14 protein-coding genes and 3 pseudogenes are annotated in these 17021 nt (G+C 60.0%); 12 read left to right on the top strand and 5 right to left on the bottom strand.

The window, feature by feature from the left end; all coding sequences use genetic code 11:
- Positions 1-171 precede the first annotated feature (171 nt).
- The 3 genes and pseudogenes from WN73_RS00870 to WN73_RS00880 form a co-directional block, all read left to right on the top strand.
- Positions 172-417 (top strand): annotated as a pseudogene (locus WN73_RS00870) (DNA polymerase/3'-5' exonuclease PolX); the annotation flags it as partial.
- A complete protein-coding gene (locus tag WN73_RS00875; protein ID WP_271551025.1) occupies positions 417-1088 on the top strand; it encodes a mobile mystery protein B in 672 nt (223 codons plus the stop codon). The pseudogene WN73_RS00870 and the gene WN73_RS00875, both read left to right, overlap by 1 nt.
- A gap of 186 nt (positions 1089-1274) precedes the next feature.
- Positions 1275-2201, top strand: coding sequence for a HEPN/Toprim-associated domain-containing protein (locus WN73_RS00880; protein WP_271551596.1), 927 nt, complete (start codon positions 1275-1277; stop codon positions 2199-2201).
- Positions 2202-2300: 99 nt separating this feature from the next.
- On the opposite strand, the gene WN73_RS00885 is transcribed toward WN73_RS00880, so the two are convergent.
- From WN73_RS00885 to WN73_RS00895, 3 genes and pseudogenes are all read right to left on the bottom strand, one after another.
- Positions 2301-3305: an NrtA/SsuA/CpmA family ABC transporter substrate-binding protein gene (locus WN73_RS00885; RefSeq protein ID WP_097669658.1), complete on the bottom strand. Its 1005-nt coding sequence runs from the start codon at positions 3303-3305 to the stop codon at positions 2301-2303.
- 17 nt (positions 3306-3322) lie between these two features.
- Positions 3323-4050, bottom strand: a pseudogene (locus WN73_RS00890) (ABC transporter ATP-binding protein).
- Positions 4047-4793, bottom strand: coding sequence for an ABC transporter permease subunit (locus WN73_RS00895; RefSeq protein WP_271551598.1), 747 nt, complete (start codon positions 4791-4793; stop codon positions 4047-4049). Before WN73_RS00895 ends, WN73_RS00890 begins: the two are co-directional and overlap by 4 nt.
- A gap of 397 nt (positions 4794-5190) precedes the next feature.
- On the opposite strand from WN73_RS00895, the gene WN73_RS00900 reads away from it, so the two are divergent.
- From WN73_RS00900 to WN73_RS00940, 9 genes and pseudogenes are all read left to right on the top strand, one after another.
- On the top strand, positions 5191-6279 hold the full coding sequence (locus WN73_RS00900; protein ID WP_097669660.1) for an LLM class flavin-dependent oxidoreductase: 1089 nt from the start codon (positions 5191-5193) through the stop codon (positions 6277-6279).
- A gap of 404 nt (positions 6280-6683) precedes the next feature.
- A complete protein-coding gene (locus WN73_RS00905; RefSeq protein WP_179880066.1) occupies positions 6684-6836 on the top strand; it encodes a hypothetical protein in 153 nt (50 codons plus the stop codon).
- Positions 6837-7900: 1064 nt separating this feature from the next.
- A complete protein-coding gene (locus tag WN73_RS00910; protein WP_097669670.1) occupies positions 7901-8110 on the top strand; it encodes a hypothetical protein in 210 nt (69 codons plus the stop codon).
- An 845-nt stretch (positions 8111-8955) separates the two neighbouring features.
- Positions 8956-10185, top strand: a complete 1230-nt coding sequence (locus WN73_RS00915) for a tyrosine-type recombinase/integrase (RefSeq protein ID WP_271551032.1) — start codon at positions 8956-8958, stop codon at positions 10183-10185.
- A 198-nt stretch (positions 10186-10383) separates the two neighbouring features.
- Positions 10384-11463 carry an AAA family ATPase gene (locus tag WN73_RS00920; protein ID WP_097669662.1) on the top strand — a complete coding sequence of 360 codons (1080 nt, stop codon included), beginning with the start codon at positions 10384-10386 and terminating at the stop codon, positions 11461-11463.
- Complete coding sequence (locus WN73_RS00925) at positions 11366-13897, top strand: S8 family peptidase (RefSeq protein ID WP_271551037.1); 2532 nt, start codon at positions 11366-11368, stop codon at positions 13895-13897. The genes WN73_RS00920 and WN73_RS00925 overlap by 98 nt, the downstream gene beginning before the upstream one ends.
- Positions 13898-14405: 508 nt before the next feature.
- Positions 14406-14912, top strand: coding sequence for a thermonuclease family protein (locus WN73_RS00930; protein WP_333937939.1), 507 nt, complete (start codon positions 14406-14408; stop codon positions 14910-14912).
- Positions 14913-15100: 188 nt separating this feature from the next.
- Positions 15101-15319 (top strand): hypothetical protein, encoded by a 219-nt coding sequence (locus WN73_RS00935; RefSeq protein ID WP_097668982.1) that lies wholly within the window; start codon positions 15101-15103, stop codon positions 15317-15319.
- Positions 15320-15721: 402 nt separating this feature from the next.
- Positions 15722-15967, top strand: a pseudogene (locus WN73_RS00940) (DNA polymerase/3'-5' exonuclease PolX); the annotation flags it as partial.
- A 223-nt stretch (positions 15968-16190) separates the two neighbouring features.
- Here WN73_RS00940 and WN73_RS00945 read toward each other — a convergent pair.
- On the bottom strand, positions 16191-16370 hold the full coding sequence (locus tag WN73_RS00945; RefSeq protein WP_038967984.1) for a hypothetical protein: 180 nt from the start codon (positions 16368-16370) through the stop codon (positions 16191-16193).
- Positions 16339-16881 carry a hypothetical protein gene (locus WN73_RS00950; RefSeq protein ID WP_028171487.1) on the bottom strand — a complete coding sequence of 181 codons (543 nt, stop codon included), beginning with the start codon at positions 16879-16881 and terminating at the stop codon, positions 16339-16341. Before WN73_RS00950 ends, WN73_RS00945 begins: the two co-directional genes overlap by 32 nt.
- Positions 16882-17021 lie beyond the last annotated feature (140 nt).

Below are 17021 nucleotides of genomic sequence, written 5' to 3' on the forward strand. Positions count from 1 at the left end.
GGCGGCCATTGCTGACAGCGAAACGATCGCAACGAAGAGGCATGAGAAGCAGGCCCGCAGCATCGCAATTCCTCCCTGAAAATGGACATCAAAAAAGCTCGACCCAGAACAAGGATCAATTTGACATCAAATACGGATGGTCGGCAATCGTCGAGACCGCTGCGGTGCAGCATCAACGCCCATCCGTGGCGCCTCGATCTGGATTGGCGCTGGCACCAGGCCGCCCTCGACTTCGGCTGCATGCTCAGCATCAATCCGGACGCGCACTCGATCCCGGAGCTCGACCACATGCACTGGGGCGTCGAGATGGCCCGCAAGGGCGGTGTCCCCGCCGCCAGGGTCTTGAACGCGATGCCTCTCTCGGACCTCACGCGCTACCTTCGGCAGAAGCGGCGCTCGCTCGCCCGGGCGGCCTGATGCAGCAGGCGCACGCGCTCTCGCTGGGGTGCACCGTGGTCGCGGTCGCCGCCGATCGCGGCCACCACTTCAGCAAGCCGCCTCAGGATCGGATCGTGCTGGTAGAGGGCCATGGTGTTGAAGGCGATGCCCATGCCGGCCCGGAGGATCTCATCCCGACCCACATCACTTTGCGCAGCGAACTGAACCAACTTGAGCAGCAGAATATCGCGACGGCAAACCGCTGGGCATTCGGCCGACGGAAGGTTGCGACGCGGGAAAGTTTTCTCAAAAGCTTGCATCGGCGCATGTTTGAACGCGTCTGGCGCTGGGCTGGAAAATTTCGAACGACGGAGCGCAACCTCGGCGTCGCGCCGCATCTAATCGAAGTTTCGTTGCATCAGGTGCTCGACGATGCAAGGTATTGGGTCGAGAACAACACCTATCCACCGGACGAGCTTGCCGCTCGCTTCCATCACCGCCTGGTATCCGTACATCCGTTTCCAAACGGCAACGGCCGCTGGTCACGATTGGCTGCCGATGTGTTGATCGTGCAGCTTGGCGGCCAACGCTTCACGTGGGGCGGCGCAGACTTGCAAACGGCTGGCGCCGCCCGTGCGACTTATATCGCAGCGCTCCAGGCGGCCGACAATCATGATCTCGGGCCGCTCATCGCTTTCGCCCAATCATAACCCGATCGCCCTTCATTCTGGCAAAGCCTCGGCAAAGTCCCGCATCGCAACAAAGAGCTCATAGCCGGATTTGTGCCAGAATGACTCGAAGGTAATCGCCTTGCCGTCCAGGTCAGCGGTCAAGGAAATCCCCTCTCGACCCTCGCATCTGATTATATTGACTTCGACACACCCGAGCGCGCGGCAATCGCTCAAGGTCGGCTCGCGAACGACCAGGATGATATTGGGCGTCTCCCCTGGGGCGGCAGTTTCAATTCATATTGGTCGGAAGCCAGCTATCTGTCGGATAAATTGTGCATCCTGAGCGCGCCGGCGATGCTGCAAGTTTTTGGCACAAATCCAGCAAATGCCGAAGTTGAGGTTATTTGGCAATTTGGGCCGCTGGTGAACGCGGGCTGGGCCGCTAGGGAGGAATTCCAATCTGGAGCGAGGCGAACCCAATCAATTTTGGTTGCCACCGAAGGCGCATCGGATGCGCGCATCGTCAGTCGCGCTCTCGAAATCTTGCGGCCGGACGTCGCTGATTTCTTCCGATTTATTGATGTAGAGGAGCGGCACCATTTTTGGGGCACAGGCAATTTGGTGAAATTCGCGGAAGGCCTACTCCGTATCGACATACAGAATAAGGTGCTGTTTCTGCTCGACAATGATGCTGAAGGGGTCGACGCCTATCGCAAACTTCAGGAATTGAGGCTCTCGAGCAATATGCACGCGATGCGACTTCCCGATTTAGACGAATTTCGGAGCTTCCCGGCACGCGGGCCGGAGGGCATTACCGCTTGTGATATCAATGGGCGAGCCGACGCGATTGAATGCTACTTGGATCTAAACCTCGTTGGATATCCGGCAGCACAGGTCGTTTGGAGCAACTACAAAAAAGATATCGGTACTTGGCAGGGAGCGCTGGACCACAAGGAATGCTATAAGCGCCGCTCCCCTTATCGGGTTGAGCGGCGTCTTCATTTTCCGAGAATGTTATCGGCAACGCAAGCCGATTGCCCAAACACTCCAGTTGATCTTGAACGAGCGGCGGGCGATCCGCGCTGCTCAGAAGTAAGGAAGTCCAAGAACAACTCTGCCCGCGCCACGCGGTCACTGGCCCGATCTGGTTGAGTAGAGCTGAGTTCCGGAGAGCCGGCCTTGAGCGGCTCCGACGGCGTGAGGGAGAGCGTGGATAGGTCTTGTTCATTGCCTTGACCGGCTGGAGGGCTCTCAAAGCTGGGCGAGATGATTGGCCACCCTGACCGGCTCGGGCAGAACCTTGCGGGCGACGAGCCAGTCGGCGGCCTTTTGCAGCTCGCTGACGAACTGCTCGTCATTGACCGCGAAATAGCGATACTGGCGCTTCAGCGCGATGAACTGGTCGCGGAGCTCATCGCTGTACTTGCCGGTCTTCTGCGCGATGTACTCGGCGTCCTTGGCGTTCTCCGAAGCCCATTTCCCTTCGGCGCGGAACGCATCGTTCACGGCCCGCACCAGCGCGGGATTGTCCGTCGCGAATTTGCGAGTGGTCAGGTAGGACGTGTAGTCGATCTGGAATTCGAGATCGCGGCCTTCCAGGAAGATGTCGTGCGCCTTGTATTCAAGCCGCGCGATATCGACGCCGGGGCTCCACATCGACCAGGCGTCGACCTTGCCGGAGCCAAGTGCCGGCGCGGCATCAGGCGGATTGAGATAGACGAACTTCACCGCGGAACGGTCAACCTTGTGCTTCTCCAGCGCGGCGACCAGCAGGAATTCTCCAAGGCCGGAGCGGTTGACCGCAACTGACTTGCCGACGAGGTCTTCGACCTTATCGATGCCGGAGCCGTCCTTGGCAATGATCGCCGTGGTGCGGGGCTCGTAGACCACGAACTGTGTGAACACCAGCGGCGAGCCTGCAATGATCGCGGCGAGCGCCGGGGTCGTGCTGCCGCCGAAGCTGAAGTCGGCGCTTCCGCCCGTGACCGCCTGCAGGGTCGGCGCATGGTTCGGGAAGGGGCCGAGCCATTCGACCTTGATGCCGTCCTTGGCCAGCACTTTCTCGAACTCGCCACGCTCCTTGGCGATCAGGTTGAGGCCGCTCAAGCCCCAGGTCAGGCGAACTGTGTCGGTGGTCCGGCCAGGTGCGGCTTGGGCGAATTCGCTGATATTCATGCCAGCGAGCGCGCCAACGCCAAAAGCTGCGGAGCCGAGGAAGCTGCGCCGGGATGGTTTGGCGGATGAAAAGTCGGACATGTCGGCCTTCCGGATGACTAGCTGTGAGAATGGGGGACCACGCCAAGCTCGCCGAGGAGATCGGCGCGCGAGATAGGTGTCGAGCCGTCACGCACGGCGCGATGCTCGAAAGCGATCGCGCCGTTGCGCATCACGAGGATCCGATCGGCGAGGGTGATCGCTTCGTCGACATCGTGGGTGACGAGCAGGACGCCCGGCTGATGATTGGCTACCAGTTCGCGGACCAACTGGTGCATGCGGATACGGGTCAGCGCATCGAGCGCGGCAAACGGCTCGTCAAGCAGCAGAAGCTCGGGCTGCTGCACCAGCGCGCGGGCGAGGGCGACGCGCTGGGCTGCCCGCCGGAGAGATGGCGGGGCCAATCTTCGAGCCTGTCACCGAGGCCGACCTCGGTAAGCGCTTCGGCGGCGCGCTCGCGAGGATCCGGAACCTGCAAGCCGAGCGCCACGTTGTGCCAGAGGTTGTCCCATGGCAGCAGGCGATGCTCCTGAAACACCACGGCCGGCCGGCGGGGCGCCACGATACGGCCACCCTGGATGGGATCGAGCCCAGCCAGCGCCCGTAACAGCGTTGTCTTGCCGCACCCGCTCTCGCCGAGCAGGGCGACGAACTCGCCACGATCGATGCGCAGGTTCAATTTCTCGATCACGACGCGGCTGCCGTAGCTGCGGACAAGGTTGCTGACAACGACAGCCGGTCCGGATTCGAATGGCGTAGAAGACTGCGGAGCGACGTGCACGTTCATCGCTCCGCTCCGTAGTTCGGATGCCAGGCGAGGAGGCGACGTTCGAGAAAGCGGGCAATGGCGTCGGCCGCGACGCCGATCAGCGCGTAGATCACGATCGTCAGGACGATCACATCTGTGCGCAGGAATTCGCGCGCATCCATCGCGAGGAAGCCGATCCCCGATTGGGCACCGATGGTTTCAGCCACCACCAGCGCGAGCCAGGCCGTGGCCAGGGCATAGCGGACGCCGGTCAGGATCGAGGGCAACGCGCCGGGAAGGATGATGCGTCTGATCAGCTGGATCGAGCTCAGGCCCTGGACCCGACCAAGTTCGAGCAACTTGGGATCGACCTGGCGGATGCCGAGCACGGTGTTGATGTAGATCGGGAACGTGACGCCGAGCGCGACAAGGAAGATCTTTTCCGCTTCGCCGACGCCCAGCCAGACGATGACGAGGGGGAGCGCGGCGAGGAAAGGGACGGCCCTGATCATCTGCACGCTGCGATCGATCGCGGCCTCCGCGATTCGCGAGAAGCCGACAAGAACGCCCAGCGTGGCGCCAACCGCAGCACCGACCGCAAAGCCGGCTGCGGCACGCAGCAGGCTGACGCCGAGGTCGTTCAACAGGCTCCCGGTGGTCGCAAGCTTGAATCCTGTTCGGATGACCTTGCTCGGCGCGGGCAGAACCTGTGGCGAAAGCCATCCCGCCTGTGCAAGCGCCTCCCAGACAATGACGAGTAGCACGGGCGCGATCCAGGACAGGAGCTGAAGGCCGCGAGCACCAAGCTTGCTTCCTCGCGCTGGCGATTGAACGCTGCCCTGCGATGACGGCGCGTCATCCGCACCGATCACCGTGCGGTCGATTTGGCTCAGTTCGATATTGCTCAAGACGTGAGACCCCGTTCCACGCACTGCATCCGATGCAGGAGGTGCGATGCCAACAACTTGCCATCCGCGGAAAATGTCCCACGAAATCGGCTCGACAGAAATAGAGCACTATTTCAATTGTCGTTCGCTCAGGAGTGATCTGCTGCCGTCACGGCACCGGTGCACGACAAAGAAAATCTTTTGAGGTGGATGTGCTTGATCTTTCGTCAGCGCGCGGCGAGAACGCGTACCGATGCGATGGCATAGCGAGAGAAAGTTGCGGGAGAGTACGATGGCGATTGCACCCATTCGTTTCGGCATCTGGGCGCTGGTGCATGGGCCGCGAGCCGCGCACCATGACCCGGAAGAGCCCTATGATGCGTCATGGGAGCGTAATCGGGATCTGGTGCTCGCAGCCGAAGAGCTCGGTTATGACTCTACGCTGATCGCGCAACATACGATCAATCCACATCAGGAAGATCTCGATCAACTTGAGGCCTGGAGCGCCGCGGCGGCAATTGCGGCGCTGACCACGCGAATCGAGATCATCGCCGCGATCAAGCCCTATCTCTATCATCCCGTCGTGCTGGCGAAGCTCGCACTCGGCATCGAGAACATCAGCCGCGGCCGCTTCGCGATCAACCTCGTCAATGCCTGGAACCGCCCGGAATTGGAGAAGGCGGGGATTGGCTTTCCAGATCATGACGCTCGGTATGCTTACGGCACGGAATGGATCTCGGTAGTCTCGCGCCTGATGGAGGGTGAACGCCTCAACTACAGAGGCGATCACTTCAACGTCTCCAACTATGCGCTGCGCCCGACCAGCCTGTACCGCAAGCGCCCTGCCATCTATGTCGGCGGAGAATCCGAGCCAGCGCGTGACCTGGTCGCTGGCCATGGTGACGTCTGGTTCATCAATGGTCAGCCCCTGGAGGATGTGGCCGGCCTGATCGCCAATGTCGCCGCGCGTCCGCGGGGTGCGGCGCCGCTTCGTTTCGGTCTGTCGGCCTTCGTCGTCGCGCGCGAAACCCGGGAGCAGGCGCAGGCGGCCTATGAGCGGCTGCTTAGCCTGGCTGCAAAGGATGCACCGATGAGGGCCATCCAGAAGCAGAATACCGACCCCAAGGTCGTGATGATGCAGACGATGCAGAAGACGCCGCGCGTCGGCAGCAATGGCGGCACGGCAGCGGGACTGGTCGGGAGCTATGACGAGGTCGCAGCGCGCATCGAGGCCTTCCATGAAGCCGGCATTGAGCTCTTCATGCTGCAATTCCAGCCGTTCGAGGCCGAGATGCGCCGATTTGCGCTCGAGGTGATCCCGCGCGTGCGGGCGAAGCAACCCACCGGGCCCGCCGAGCGGCTGGCCCGGTCCCTTGGCTAGATCTCTGCGGCGGCTGGGTCGACGCGACTTCCGGCGCCTGTTTCGCGTAGCGACTAAACAAAGTGGTCGCGGAGCAGCGAGCCGGTGTATTCCGTCCGGAACAGCTCGCGCTTCTGAAGAATGGGGTACGCGCCGTCGACGTAGTTTCGGGTCCTGGGAACGTATTGGCGATCAACCACTTCGTGCCCATCCAGGTTTGATGTCAGAGCGAGCTTTGATTGTTCCGCTAATCATCTCGGGAAGTGAAGCATGGCTATCCCCTCGATCCCATCGAGTGGGTCATTGTCTGTCTGCCGCAAAACGGCGCATACAGTCTATGTCGTCCCGGTAGGCGTCAGAAGCCTTGCATTCGAAGCGAAGGGTAAGACCCAGGCGGCGGCCATCGCTGGGTCTGGTTTGTGCAGGTGTTGGACCGATTCTGCCTGCAACGGCTGCAGACGGCAGGCGCGAGCTATCCGCCGCGCGTCGCGACCACTCAGGAAGCGTCAGCCTATCGCCATGTCGTCGCCGAATTCGCGGACGCGACTCGAAAACTCCTGGTGCCGCATCTCGGATAGTTTGTGCAGTCCGCTTTGTGAGAAAGATATTCTTCGGTGCCCTATGGGCAGACGGAGCCAATCCGTTCGGCCCCGGCGGGTTGGGCAATGTGCCGGGATGGACTCAGTTTTCGGACGGCAGCCTCAAGCTCGTTGCCATCGCCACAACGGAGGCATGTGGTCGTCTGAGATTGCGGGCAATCTTGCTCGTCGGCAGTCCTCGATCGACCATGCCTCGCAGCTTATCCTTTTCTACTGCGGTCCAACGACGTTCATTTGAGGGGCTGGAGCGTGGTGACGGCTCGCCGTCTGCTGTGCTCTTGCGTGGCGATGGGGCGCGCATGAAAACTCCATGTAAGCGCGTGATCGAGCCATCATCGTGACCTTCCAGTCAATATCCATCCTCAAATAAAGATGATTTGTTTGCCGACATGATCTGTCCCGCGGAGTTTTGCCTCAGTGAAAAGAGCACTTTGGCAATAGCGTTCCTCGACGCGACAGTTGTCGCCAACGATGTTCGGTAAGCTCGCCGCAATGGCGAGAACGGATATCCGGCTATTCGACGACTTCGCCGAAACAGATCTATGTCACTGAAATTTTGGACGCTCCATAGCGGGATCGAACTCCTGCTTCAGCCTTAAGAGGACGACGGCAAATTTCGCTGTAGCTGTTGCAATGTTGCACAGGAACTAATTGGAACGTCTGACTCTGAGGATTTGAAGTTTCGCTTCCACCGGCGCTTCTGAGGTTGCCGTACAGGGCCAAGCGAGCACGGGACGGCAGGCTACGAGCTTGCCAACGACGCTTCCGATCCGTCCGATTTGTACGCTACCGCGCGCAGGAGTTGGCCGCGGCATCAGAAGCCCTTTGTTTGGCACCGAAGGCGATATAGATCACGCATCCTGGGCAAAAGGGTTACGCGCAGAAGGCGTTGAACAAGTCAGCGGGAACTCGTCAACTACCGCAAAAGCGGCGCCTTTCTGTAAGCCCGCATCGGCAAAAGAGTCGCACTAGGAAAATGCTCATCTCACTCAGCCAGGCTTGAGCCGATTATGGGGAGATCATCGAAGCACATGCAGGGACTCATGGTTGACAATGATAACAGCAACCGGCGCCGAATCGTCGAATTCAAGGACGGTTGCCGGTATGGCAAATTCGGAAAGACTAAGGCTTATGAGCTGATCGCCCTCGAGAGGATCAGGGCCTACAAAATGGGAGGCAAGACCATGATCGACCTCGACAGCGTGGATGAATATCACGCTTCGCTGCCGAGGGTCGAAACGAGAGCGGGCTAGGCCGCCGATCTTTTCAGCGAGACGGCGGGCGCACTGTCGCGCAGGCTTATCGAGGCGATCAGACTAATACTGCATTAAACGCACGCGCTCGACCCAATAGGCAGCACGGTTATAGATGACGGGGATGTTCTTGTTGTCGCCCTTGCCGGGGTGGCCCCGCACCAACACCTTGCGCTGCGGCGCTTTTGTGCTCCGTGTCGTGGGCGAGTTAGGCTTCCACTACATCGTCGTCGAACGCGCCCTCATCGCTTGAGCTGGGTCGACGCGGTCGAACTGGAGCCGCGCGCGCAGTGATCACCGCCGGGGGCAGTACTGCAGTCCACGATCCGCAGCGTCTTGTTCAGGTGTTGTCGGACATTGCCGCCATCGGCATTGGACGTGCAGCGCGTCGAGGATCAGCGCTCTCGGCGTCGGCTTCGCGTGCACGTGACAAAGACCCGCCATTGACTTCGCGATAATCATGTTAGGTCGATCCCGTCGAGAATTCGAAGCAATGCTGGGTTCGATTCCGGTCGCGCGGCGATTGTGGAGTCCGCCGCCGAGGAGCCTCTTTGGCGACCAACAGCGCTTGTCAGTTTGTTGGTATTTTTGTTGGCATCGGTCACAACTGATGCTAAAAACCACTTTAGTTGCATATGGTTATGGGATTAAGCGGTATCGGCCAGGGCACCAATAATTCATTCCCCCACTTTCGCTGACCTTCGCTCGCGTGATAGAAATGCTTGGAAAATAAGCAGTTTTCTATTCGCCGACCTTCGCGATCGCTCGCGACCAACCGCCCATTTTGTTGGTAGGACTGTTGGTAGGCCCGATCGGTGTGTTGGTAGCACTGGGGGACCCCTCATATGCCGCTTACGGACACCGCCTGCCGCTCTGCCAAGCCCAAGACCAACGCCTACAAGGTCAGCGACGGCGGTGGTCTACACATGCTTGTCGAGACCAACGGTTCGCGGCTATGGCGGCAAGCTTATCGGTTCGACGGAAAGCAGAAGCTGATCGCACTCGGTGCTTACCCGACTGTGAGCCTCGCCGAGCGTCGCAATGCGCGCGACGCCAACAAGGCTCTCTTGGCGAAAGGGGTTGACCCATCGGCACAGAGGAAGCTCGATCGAACAGCTGCCCGCCTTGCCCGGACCAACACCTTCCGGATCATCGCCGACGAACTGGTGGCCAAGTTCGAGGTTGAGGGAGACGATCCCAAGACCCTCAAGAAAAAGAAATGGCTGGTCGACCTGCTGTGCGCTGAGATCGGGGATCGCCCCATTGCGGAAATAGCGGCTCCGGAATTGTTGGATGCTTTGAAAAAGATCGAACGCCGCGGCCGGTATGAGAGCGCGCGACGCGCTCGCAGCCTCTCCGGCCGCATCTTCCGCTATGCGATAGTGACGGGCCGCGCCGCGCGCGACCCATCGGCCGACCTCGCCGGCGCCCTCATCGCGCCGAAGGTCCAGCATCGCGCATCCATCACCGAACCAAAAGCAGTCGGCGCCCTGCTCCGCGCCATCGACGACATTGACGGTCAGGCCACCACGCGCGCCGCGTTGCAGCTGATCGCGCTAACCTTCGTCCGGCCGGGCGAGCTTCGCCACGCTGAATGGACTGAATTCGACACCGACAACGCCATCTGGGACATTCCGGCGCAAAAGATGAAGATGCCCCGGCCGCACAAGGTACCGCTTTCTCGACAGGCACTCGCGTTGATCGCGGCCCTCCGCGAGGTAACAGGATCGTCTCGCTTCCTCTTCCCCCAAATCCGGTCGTGGCATCGCCCCATTTCAGACAACACCCTGAACGCCGCCCTCCGCCGGCTCGGCTACGACAAGACCCAGATGACGGCGCACGGCTTCCGCTCCACGGCGTCGACCCTCCTCAATGAAAGCCGCCGGTGGCATCACGACGCGATCGAACGGCAGCTTGCCCACCAAGACAATGATGAGGTCCGGGCCGCCTACAACTCGGCGCAGTATTGGGATGAGCGGGTTCGCATGATGCAGTGGTGGGCCGATCGTCTGGACGACCTGAGGCGCTCCGGTTTGGTCGTACCGATCAAGGCCGGTCGACGATCGGCGACGTGACGCCGCCGCTGAGGCAAGCCACCAGACGACTATTCTGTACGCGTTCTCAATATCTTAATTCGCTTCGAAGATGCTAGGTGACCAAAACGGGCGTTAGCGCCGGCCGGTCAGGAACGCCAGCCGGCGCCCAGTTGTTCACAAGGAAGCGCCTTTCGTAGCAGTGTCGAGACGCTAAAATATCCGTATAGGTTGTCCATTATGGCCAAAAGCGATCTCCTAGTCTCACTCGTGCGCGCCGGCGTTGCCGGCGATAAGCCCATGCTGCGCTCCACTGTTGAGGCGATCGTCGCTGACGAGCGCGCCAAGAGCCATCATGCGTATGCGGATCGGCTCGAACGCGCGTTGCAAACGGTTGCCGTTACTCCGCCCAGCTTGGCGACATCGTCTCAACGCCCGACCACCGCGGCCGGCCGAGACACAATCCTCGAAGTCACACCGCGCATATCGCTCGACGAATTGGTCCTGCCTTTGCCTGCTCGGGCGGAGGGTCTTCAACTGATCGAAGAGCACGTGCGCGCTGACGTGCTCCGAGCGAGCGGCTATGAGCCGAGACATCGCATTCTTCTGTCGGGCCCGCCCGGCAACGGCAAGACATCGTTTGCAGAGGCGATCGCTGAGGGGCTTGCGTTACCGTTCTTCGTCGTTCGGTACGACGCGTTGGTTGGAAGCTATCTAGGTGAAACGAACGCGCGCCTTCGCGCGCTGTTCGACTATGCACGTACCCAGCCCTGCGTTCTTTTCTTCGATGAGTTTGACGCGATCGGCAAAGAGCGCGGAGACGACCACGAAACCGGAGAAATAAAGCGGGTTGTTTCATTCCTTTTGATGCAGATCGACAAGCTTCCCAGCTACGTTGTGACCATCGCTGCTACCAACCATGCCGAATTACTCGATCGCGCCGTGTGGCGGCGCTTCCAGCTCAAGCTTTCATTCCCGGCTCCTCAACTCGCGGAAATCGCGCATTTTATCGGGCGACTTTTTGCCGGCTGGCCGGAACGCCCATCACTATCGGCTCAGGAATTGGCTGAAAAGATTGACGCGACTTCATATGCCGAGGTTCTGGACTTCTGTCAGAACGTCCGCCGCCGTCAAATTCTCGGCCTCGGTGAGCTTTCGATCAATTCAGCGATAACGGCCGAACTTGAATATTGGTCGTCGAGGGTAAAACCAGAGAACATTTATGGCGGGCGATCCAACCAAACCACTGTTACGGCTAACGCCGAGCAATCCGACCGCAAGACCGGCCGGCAAGCAGCTAAAAATCCCGAAGCCGGCTAAATATTCTCCCGCCGCTCAGAACGCGACCTTCGGCCCACGTTTTCGACGCTTGGATGAAGTGCTTCGCCGGGACCCCTCCGGGCTGACGCTGCGCGCTGACCCCTCTGCGCTCGCACCAGAACGGCTGTTGGTGTTCGAGGTCCGTGGAGCCGTCACAAACTTTGCCAACGCAATCAGAAGAATTCCGGGGCTCGAATTAGTCGACGAAGAAGAGCTTGAAGGTGATAATCAGGACAAGGCACCTGAAGCGTATCTTTTGGTGCCGGATGCAGCCGCTCTACAGAACATCTTGTCGTTATGGAAGCGATGGACGGCGGGCCAGGAGCTGGGCGCCGGGTTCGCACCATGGCGCGACGTGTTCGCAACGCTTCGTGAAATAAGGACGTGGGGTCCAAGCGACCGCGTCCAAGAAAGCGACAGAGAAATCTTCGAAGAGGAAGTTGAGTTGATGGGCGATGGCGAATTTCTCGCCATCGAAATCGAACTCGTGTTCAGATCGTCTGAAGAGTTGGCGACCGCTGCCGAACACGCAGTCATCGAGAGGATTGGAGGGCTGGGCGGCGCGCTAGTATCAAGAAGCCGGATTGCGGACATTTCTTATCACGCGCTCTTGGCCCGATTGCCCGCACCTGCCGTGCGGCAAATTGTAGAGCGGTCAGAAAACGGCATCAGCGGCATGGATGCTGTAATGCACATCCGGCCGCAAAGTATCGCTTCGCCGGATAGCACAGACGATGCCGCGCAGTCCCCAGCTGACCAAATTGTCCCTACGGCAGACGGCGAACCAATCTTAGCGATACTCGATGGCGTACCCGTCGCTCAACATCCCCTGCTTCGCGGCAGGCTGAATGTTGATGATCTCTTCGGCCTTGAGCCCGCCGCTCTGGTAGCCGAGAGAGTTCACGGGACTGCAATGGCCTCCCTAATTGCGCACGGCGATCGAAATCTTGCAGAGCCGTCGCTAGGCCGCCGCATTCATTTCGTGCCCGTCATGGGCGCAGGCGACCAATTCCCCGAAGATCGGCTTGTCATCGACCTCGTTTACCAAGCAGTTACGGCCATGCGTCGCGACAATGACCCCACTGCCCGGTTAGTGCTAATCGTCAATATCTCACTCGGGAACGCGAGAAAGCCCTTCCAAGGTCGGCTGTCGCCGTGGGCACGGCTTCTTGACAGGCTGTCCCATCGATACGGAATTCTCTTTTGCGTGAGTGCGGGCAATCACGTTCAGCCGTTTGATCTCCCGCCTTTTCTGACGATGGCTGAGTACGAAGCCACTGTTCAACCGGGGCGAGCCACGCAAACGCTGACAGCGCTTTCGGCGCTGATAGGATATCGACGCCTCCTTTCGCCCTCCGAAACGATCAACGGAATAACGGTGGGCTCGGCAAACATCGACGCAGTTAGCCCTGCGGAGCGTCGCGGCGCGGCGGGCCGGGTTGACCCATTTCAACCGATGGTCACCGCCAACCCATCAAGCGCTTTAGGACCGGGCTTCGCGAACAGCGTGAAGCCAGACATCTTAATGGCGGGTTCTCGCGAACACTTGACGATGGTGGCAAGTGGGGCGGCACTTGCAGTAAGGCCGACAGGAGGAGCGCGACCGCATGGCTTGAGGGTCGCGGCGCCGCCGCGCGACGGGAGCAACAACTGGGAGCACTACACTTGCGGCACGAGTGCTGCATCGGCCTTAGCATCGCGGACGGCACATAGAATTCACGACGCGTTGGAAGAGGCATACGGAGAACAGTTCGTCTCGTTGTCGGAGCACCAACGCTCAGTCATCCTCAAAGCATTGCTGGTCCACACCGCGGCTTGGCCATCAGACAGCGCGGACCTCATAAAGAGCGTGTTAGGTCCTCCTGATGCAAAGCAGCACGTACGACAGAAAGACAACGTCCGACGCTTCCTGGGTTTCGGAATAGTCAGCGCGGAGGATGCGATCTATTGCGCATCAGATCGGGCTACATTCTGGGCGGCAGGAACTCTTGGCTCCGAAACCCGACGTTCGATTACCGTTCCGCTTCCGACCTGCATGAGCGGCCAACCGCTCGCGCATTCCGTACGAGCAACGCTTGCTTGGCTTACTCCGGTCCTTCCCGGACGACAGTCGTATCGATCGGTCAAGCTTTCGCTTTTGGCCCCTGACGAGCTTGGCGGTTTTCGCGTTCTGCCTGCGAAGGCACAACCAGATGCTAATCAGGCCAGCAAAGGAACCGTTTTTTCCAGACGTTGGGACGGCGATAAAGCACCGGCCCTGACCGCGACCTCTTCAATTGAGTTCGTCGTTCAGCGAGAGCCCGACCGCGGAGCCGACGTCGACGAATTGGTCCCGTTTGGGCTAGCGGTGACCGTCGCGATGCCGGGCATTTCCGAAGTCTACAATCAAGCCAGAGCACGCATTGCCCCGGCCGTACCCCTTCGCGCCCGTTAACTTATGCGCTATCTGCCCAGTCCCTTCCTTTTGACGGTACTCGTTGCGCTAGCGTCGATCCCACGCAGCTAGGCCGGCGAGCGATCAGCCGAGACGCCCGAATGCAAGGAAATAACGGCCCGGATCATCGAGCGGACGAATCGATCACTTCTCGCCATCTGGCGGCAGCGTCTTCTTTAAAAGGCCGGACATGGTCCTGATCTGTGACCCCAAGTTCGTGACCTATGTTTCCTTGAACTGGGATGCGAGCGGCTTCCCGCCAGCCGACTGGTTCGTCCTCGCAGCAACGGCCGGAAACGCAGTCACAGGAGCCGACCTTGAGAAATTAGAAGCGGCGGCGCATCGATGCCATCGGGCCGCGCTCAGGGACACAGGTGAACAAGCTGCCGTCGCTCTTCCCAACGCGACGGTCGGATGTCAGGCGTTCACTAGAGACGGTGGAGGCGTGATTGTAGATGTCGCGATACCTCTGCGAAAGAATTGAGATGGGCGTGACACCGAGCCGCAATTGCCGGCTAACCTCGGTCTTATGGCTACTGGCCTTTTCGTCGTTTTAGCCACACTAGCCGCCGCCTGCCCAACGGCTGCGCATGATATCGTCGGGCGTGCGAGCGTCATCGATGGCGATACGATCGAAATCCACGGCACGCGCATTCGCTTGTGGGGCATCGACGCGCCGGAGCACGATCAGCTTTGCCGCGGCGACGACAGTGAACTCTATCGATGCGGCCAAAAGGCAGCGGCAGCCTTGGCTGGCCTATTTTATGCGATCCCGCGCCCCGTTATCTGTAGGCCCAAAGACCGCGACCAATACGGCCGGACCGTCGCCGTTTGCAAGATCGGAGAGCCGGGCCCGGATATCGCGCATTGGATGGTCTCGAACGGGCATGCGCTCGATTGGCCTAAGTACTCCAACAGCCAATACGTCGAAGCGCAACGGCGCGCCGAGCGCGCCAGCGCCGGCATTGTGGGCCGGAAGCTTTGTCGAACCATGGCGATATCGCTCTTGCATTAGGGCGGGTCAACGGCCGTCGAATTCTCAGACGAAACACCGGCCCGATGATGGCCAGCGGCCTGGCCGCCAAGGATGAATGCGGTGGTGAGTGTTCGCACCGCAGCAACGATGATCGTTGCTTGAAATCAGTCTTCCGATAATCTTCTCGCATTAGCGCCCATTCATTTCAGCCCCCTGAGGAGATTGCCTTGACAAACGACACAGCCGTGTACGACACCCTTCGCGTCGATCCGATCAACGGCGGCAAGGAGTGGGCCGGCCGCATGGGCACGCGCCGCGCCATCGCGAGAGACGGGTTTACGATCGATCCTGCATCGCTTGCCTATTGTCCGCACGAATGGCTGAACGAAAACGGCTATGTCGATCTTGAACGGGTGCAGTCATCGCCCCGCCTCTTCACACTCTGATACCCAACGACGGTCGAAGCCTGCCGACAAAATTGCGGTCACGGATGCTAAAACGGGCCGCTGGGCGTCGCCGGCCCGCGCCGCCGTCGACACCATTCGCAAAGCATACCGACCCGAACCGCGAGTTTGCGCGCAGCGCGGAGCTTGGTTGTTCGTGTTCCCGCCGATCTTCATGCTACTCTACGCGATCGTCGAGAAGATGCATGTGAGATGAAAGCTAGACAGAAAATTGAGGTGAGCGGCTGCTTTCGCGGCCCGCAGCCGCCCGCGGCTGTAGGATCAAGTGTTCTGNATCGCAATTCCTCCCTGAAAATAGACATCAAAAAAGCTCGACCCAGAACAAGGATCAATTTGACATCAAATACGGATGGTCGGCAATCGTCGAGACCGCTGCGGTGCAGCATCAACGCCCATCCGTGGCGCCTCGATCTGGATTGGCGCTGGCACCAGGCCGCCCTCGACTTCGGCTGCATGCTCAGCATCAATCCGGACGCGCACTCGATCCCGGAGCTCGACCACATGCACTGGGGCGTCGAGATGGCCCGGAAGGGCGGCATTCCCGCCGACCGTGTCCTGAACGCGATGACGCTTCCGGAGATCACGCGCTACCTCCGCCAGAAGCGGCGCTCGCTCGCCCGGGCGGCCTAATGTCGCCAGCGCACGATGGCTCGCTGGAGGGAAATGTGGTTGCGGTCGCCACGGATCGCGGTCACGATTTCAGCAAAATTCCGCACATCGTGCTAGTGGCCCATGCGTAGAAGGCGACGTCCACGTCAGCGCGTTCGCAGCACCGGTACCTTGCCCGCCGCCAGCCTCGCCTACCCAATCTCCAACACAAGCGCCACTCACCCGCAAACTGTGGCAAGTCATTTCAGTGAAAGGTTGGTGCCAGCCGTGACCAGCCGGCGCGCCGCATGCCCTCGCGGAAGGCTCGCAAGATGAGCGCGAGGGTCTCGGCCTCGGTCAGCATTTCCACTTCGCCATTCGAATGAATACGAAAGCCAACGCGCGACTCACTTTCAAGCGACGTCCGGGTCTTCTTTGTCATCATGATCGCCTTTATGGGTTTCGTCGATCTGGCTCACAAGGCCCGCAGCCGTCATACGCGCAGCAGTCCAGGCCGGATCGGCAATTTCTTCGAGGGCTGCGCGAACAGCATCATCCACAACCTTGAAACATTCTTCCTGCCGACGCATAGCGAGCAAATAGGCGGTCTCGCCAGGTAAGTTGAGCAGTCGATTGCGCATGCCGACGAGACTTTGCTCCAGACAACGGCAGACGGATTCAAGCTGCACAAGTTGGCCTGCTTCGAAAGCGTCCTGGCGTTCCTCGCGGCGACGTTTCGCGGCCACAAGGCGCGTGCGCTCTTCGGTTAGCCTGCTACCGGCAGCACCGCCGCGACCGGCGGCGACGGACCGCAGATGCGCCAAAACCTCTCGACGGACCTGATCGAGATCATACTTCCCGGAAGGCTGCCGGGTGATCACGCCCTCGGCGAGGTAAGAATCAAACTGTGAGCGCGAGCAGCAAATATGAGCTGCCGCCTGAGCTATCGTCGCCATTTTCCTACTGACCCCTAATTTTGTACTATACGGTACAAATATCGTGCGCGCAAGTGCGACCCGCATGTGCCCGGGCCTGGGAAGGACCCGATTGAGACAATTTCCATGCAGCGGTTTCTGCCTACGGCACTTGGCTATGA

The organism is Bradyrhizobium sp. CCBAU 45394, from assembly GCF_028128655.1.
GTDB classification, from domain to species: Bacteria; Pseudomonadota; Alphaproteobacteria; order Rhizobiales; family Xanthobacteraceae; genus Bradyrhizobium; species Bradyrhizobium diazoefficiens.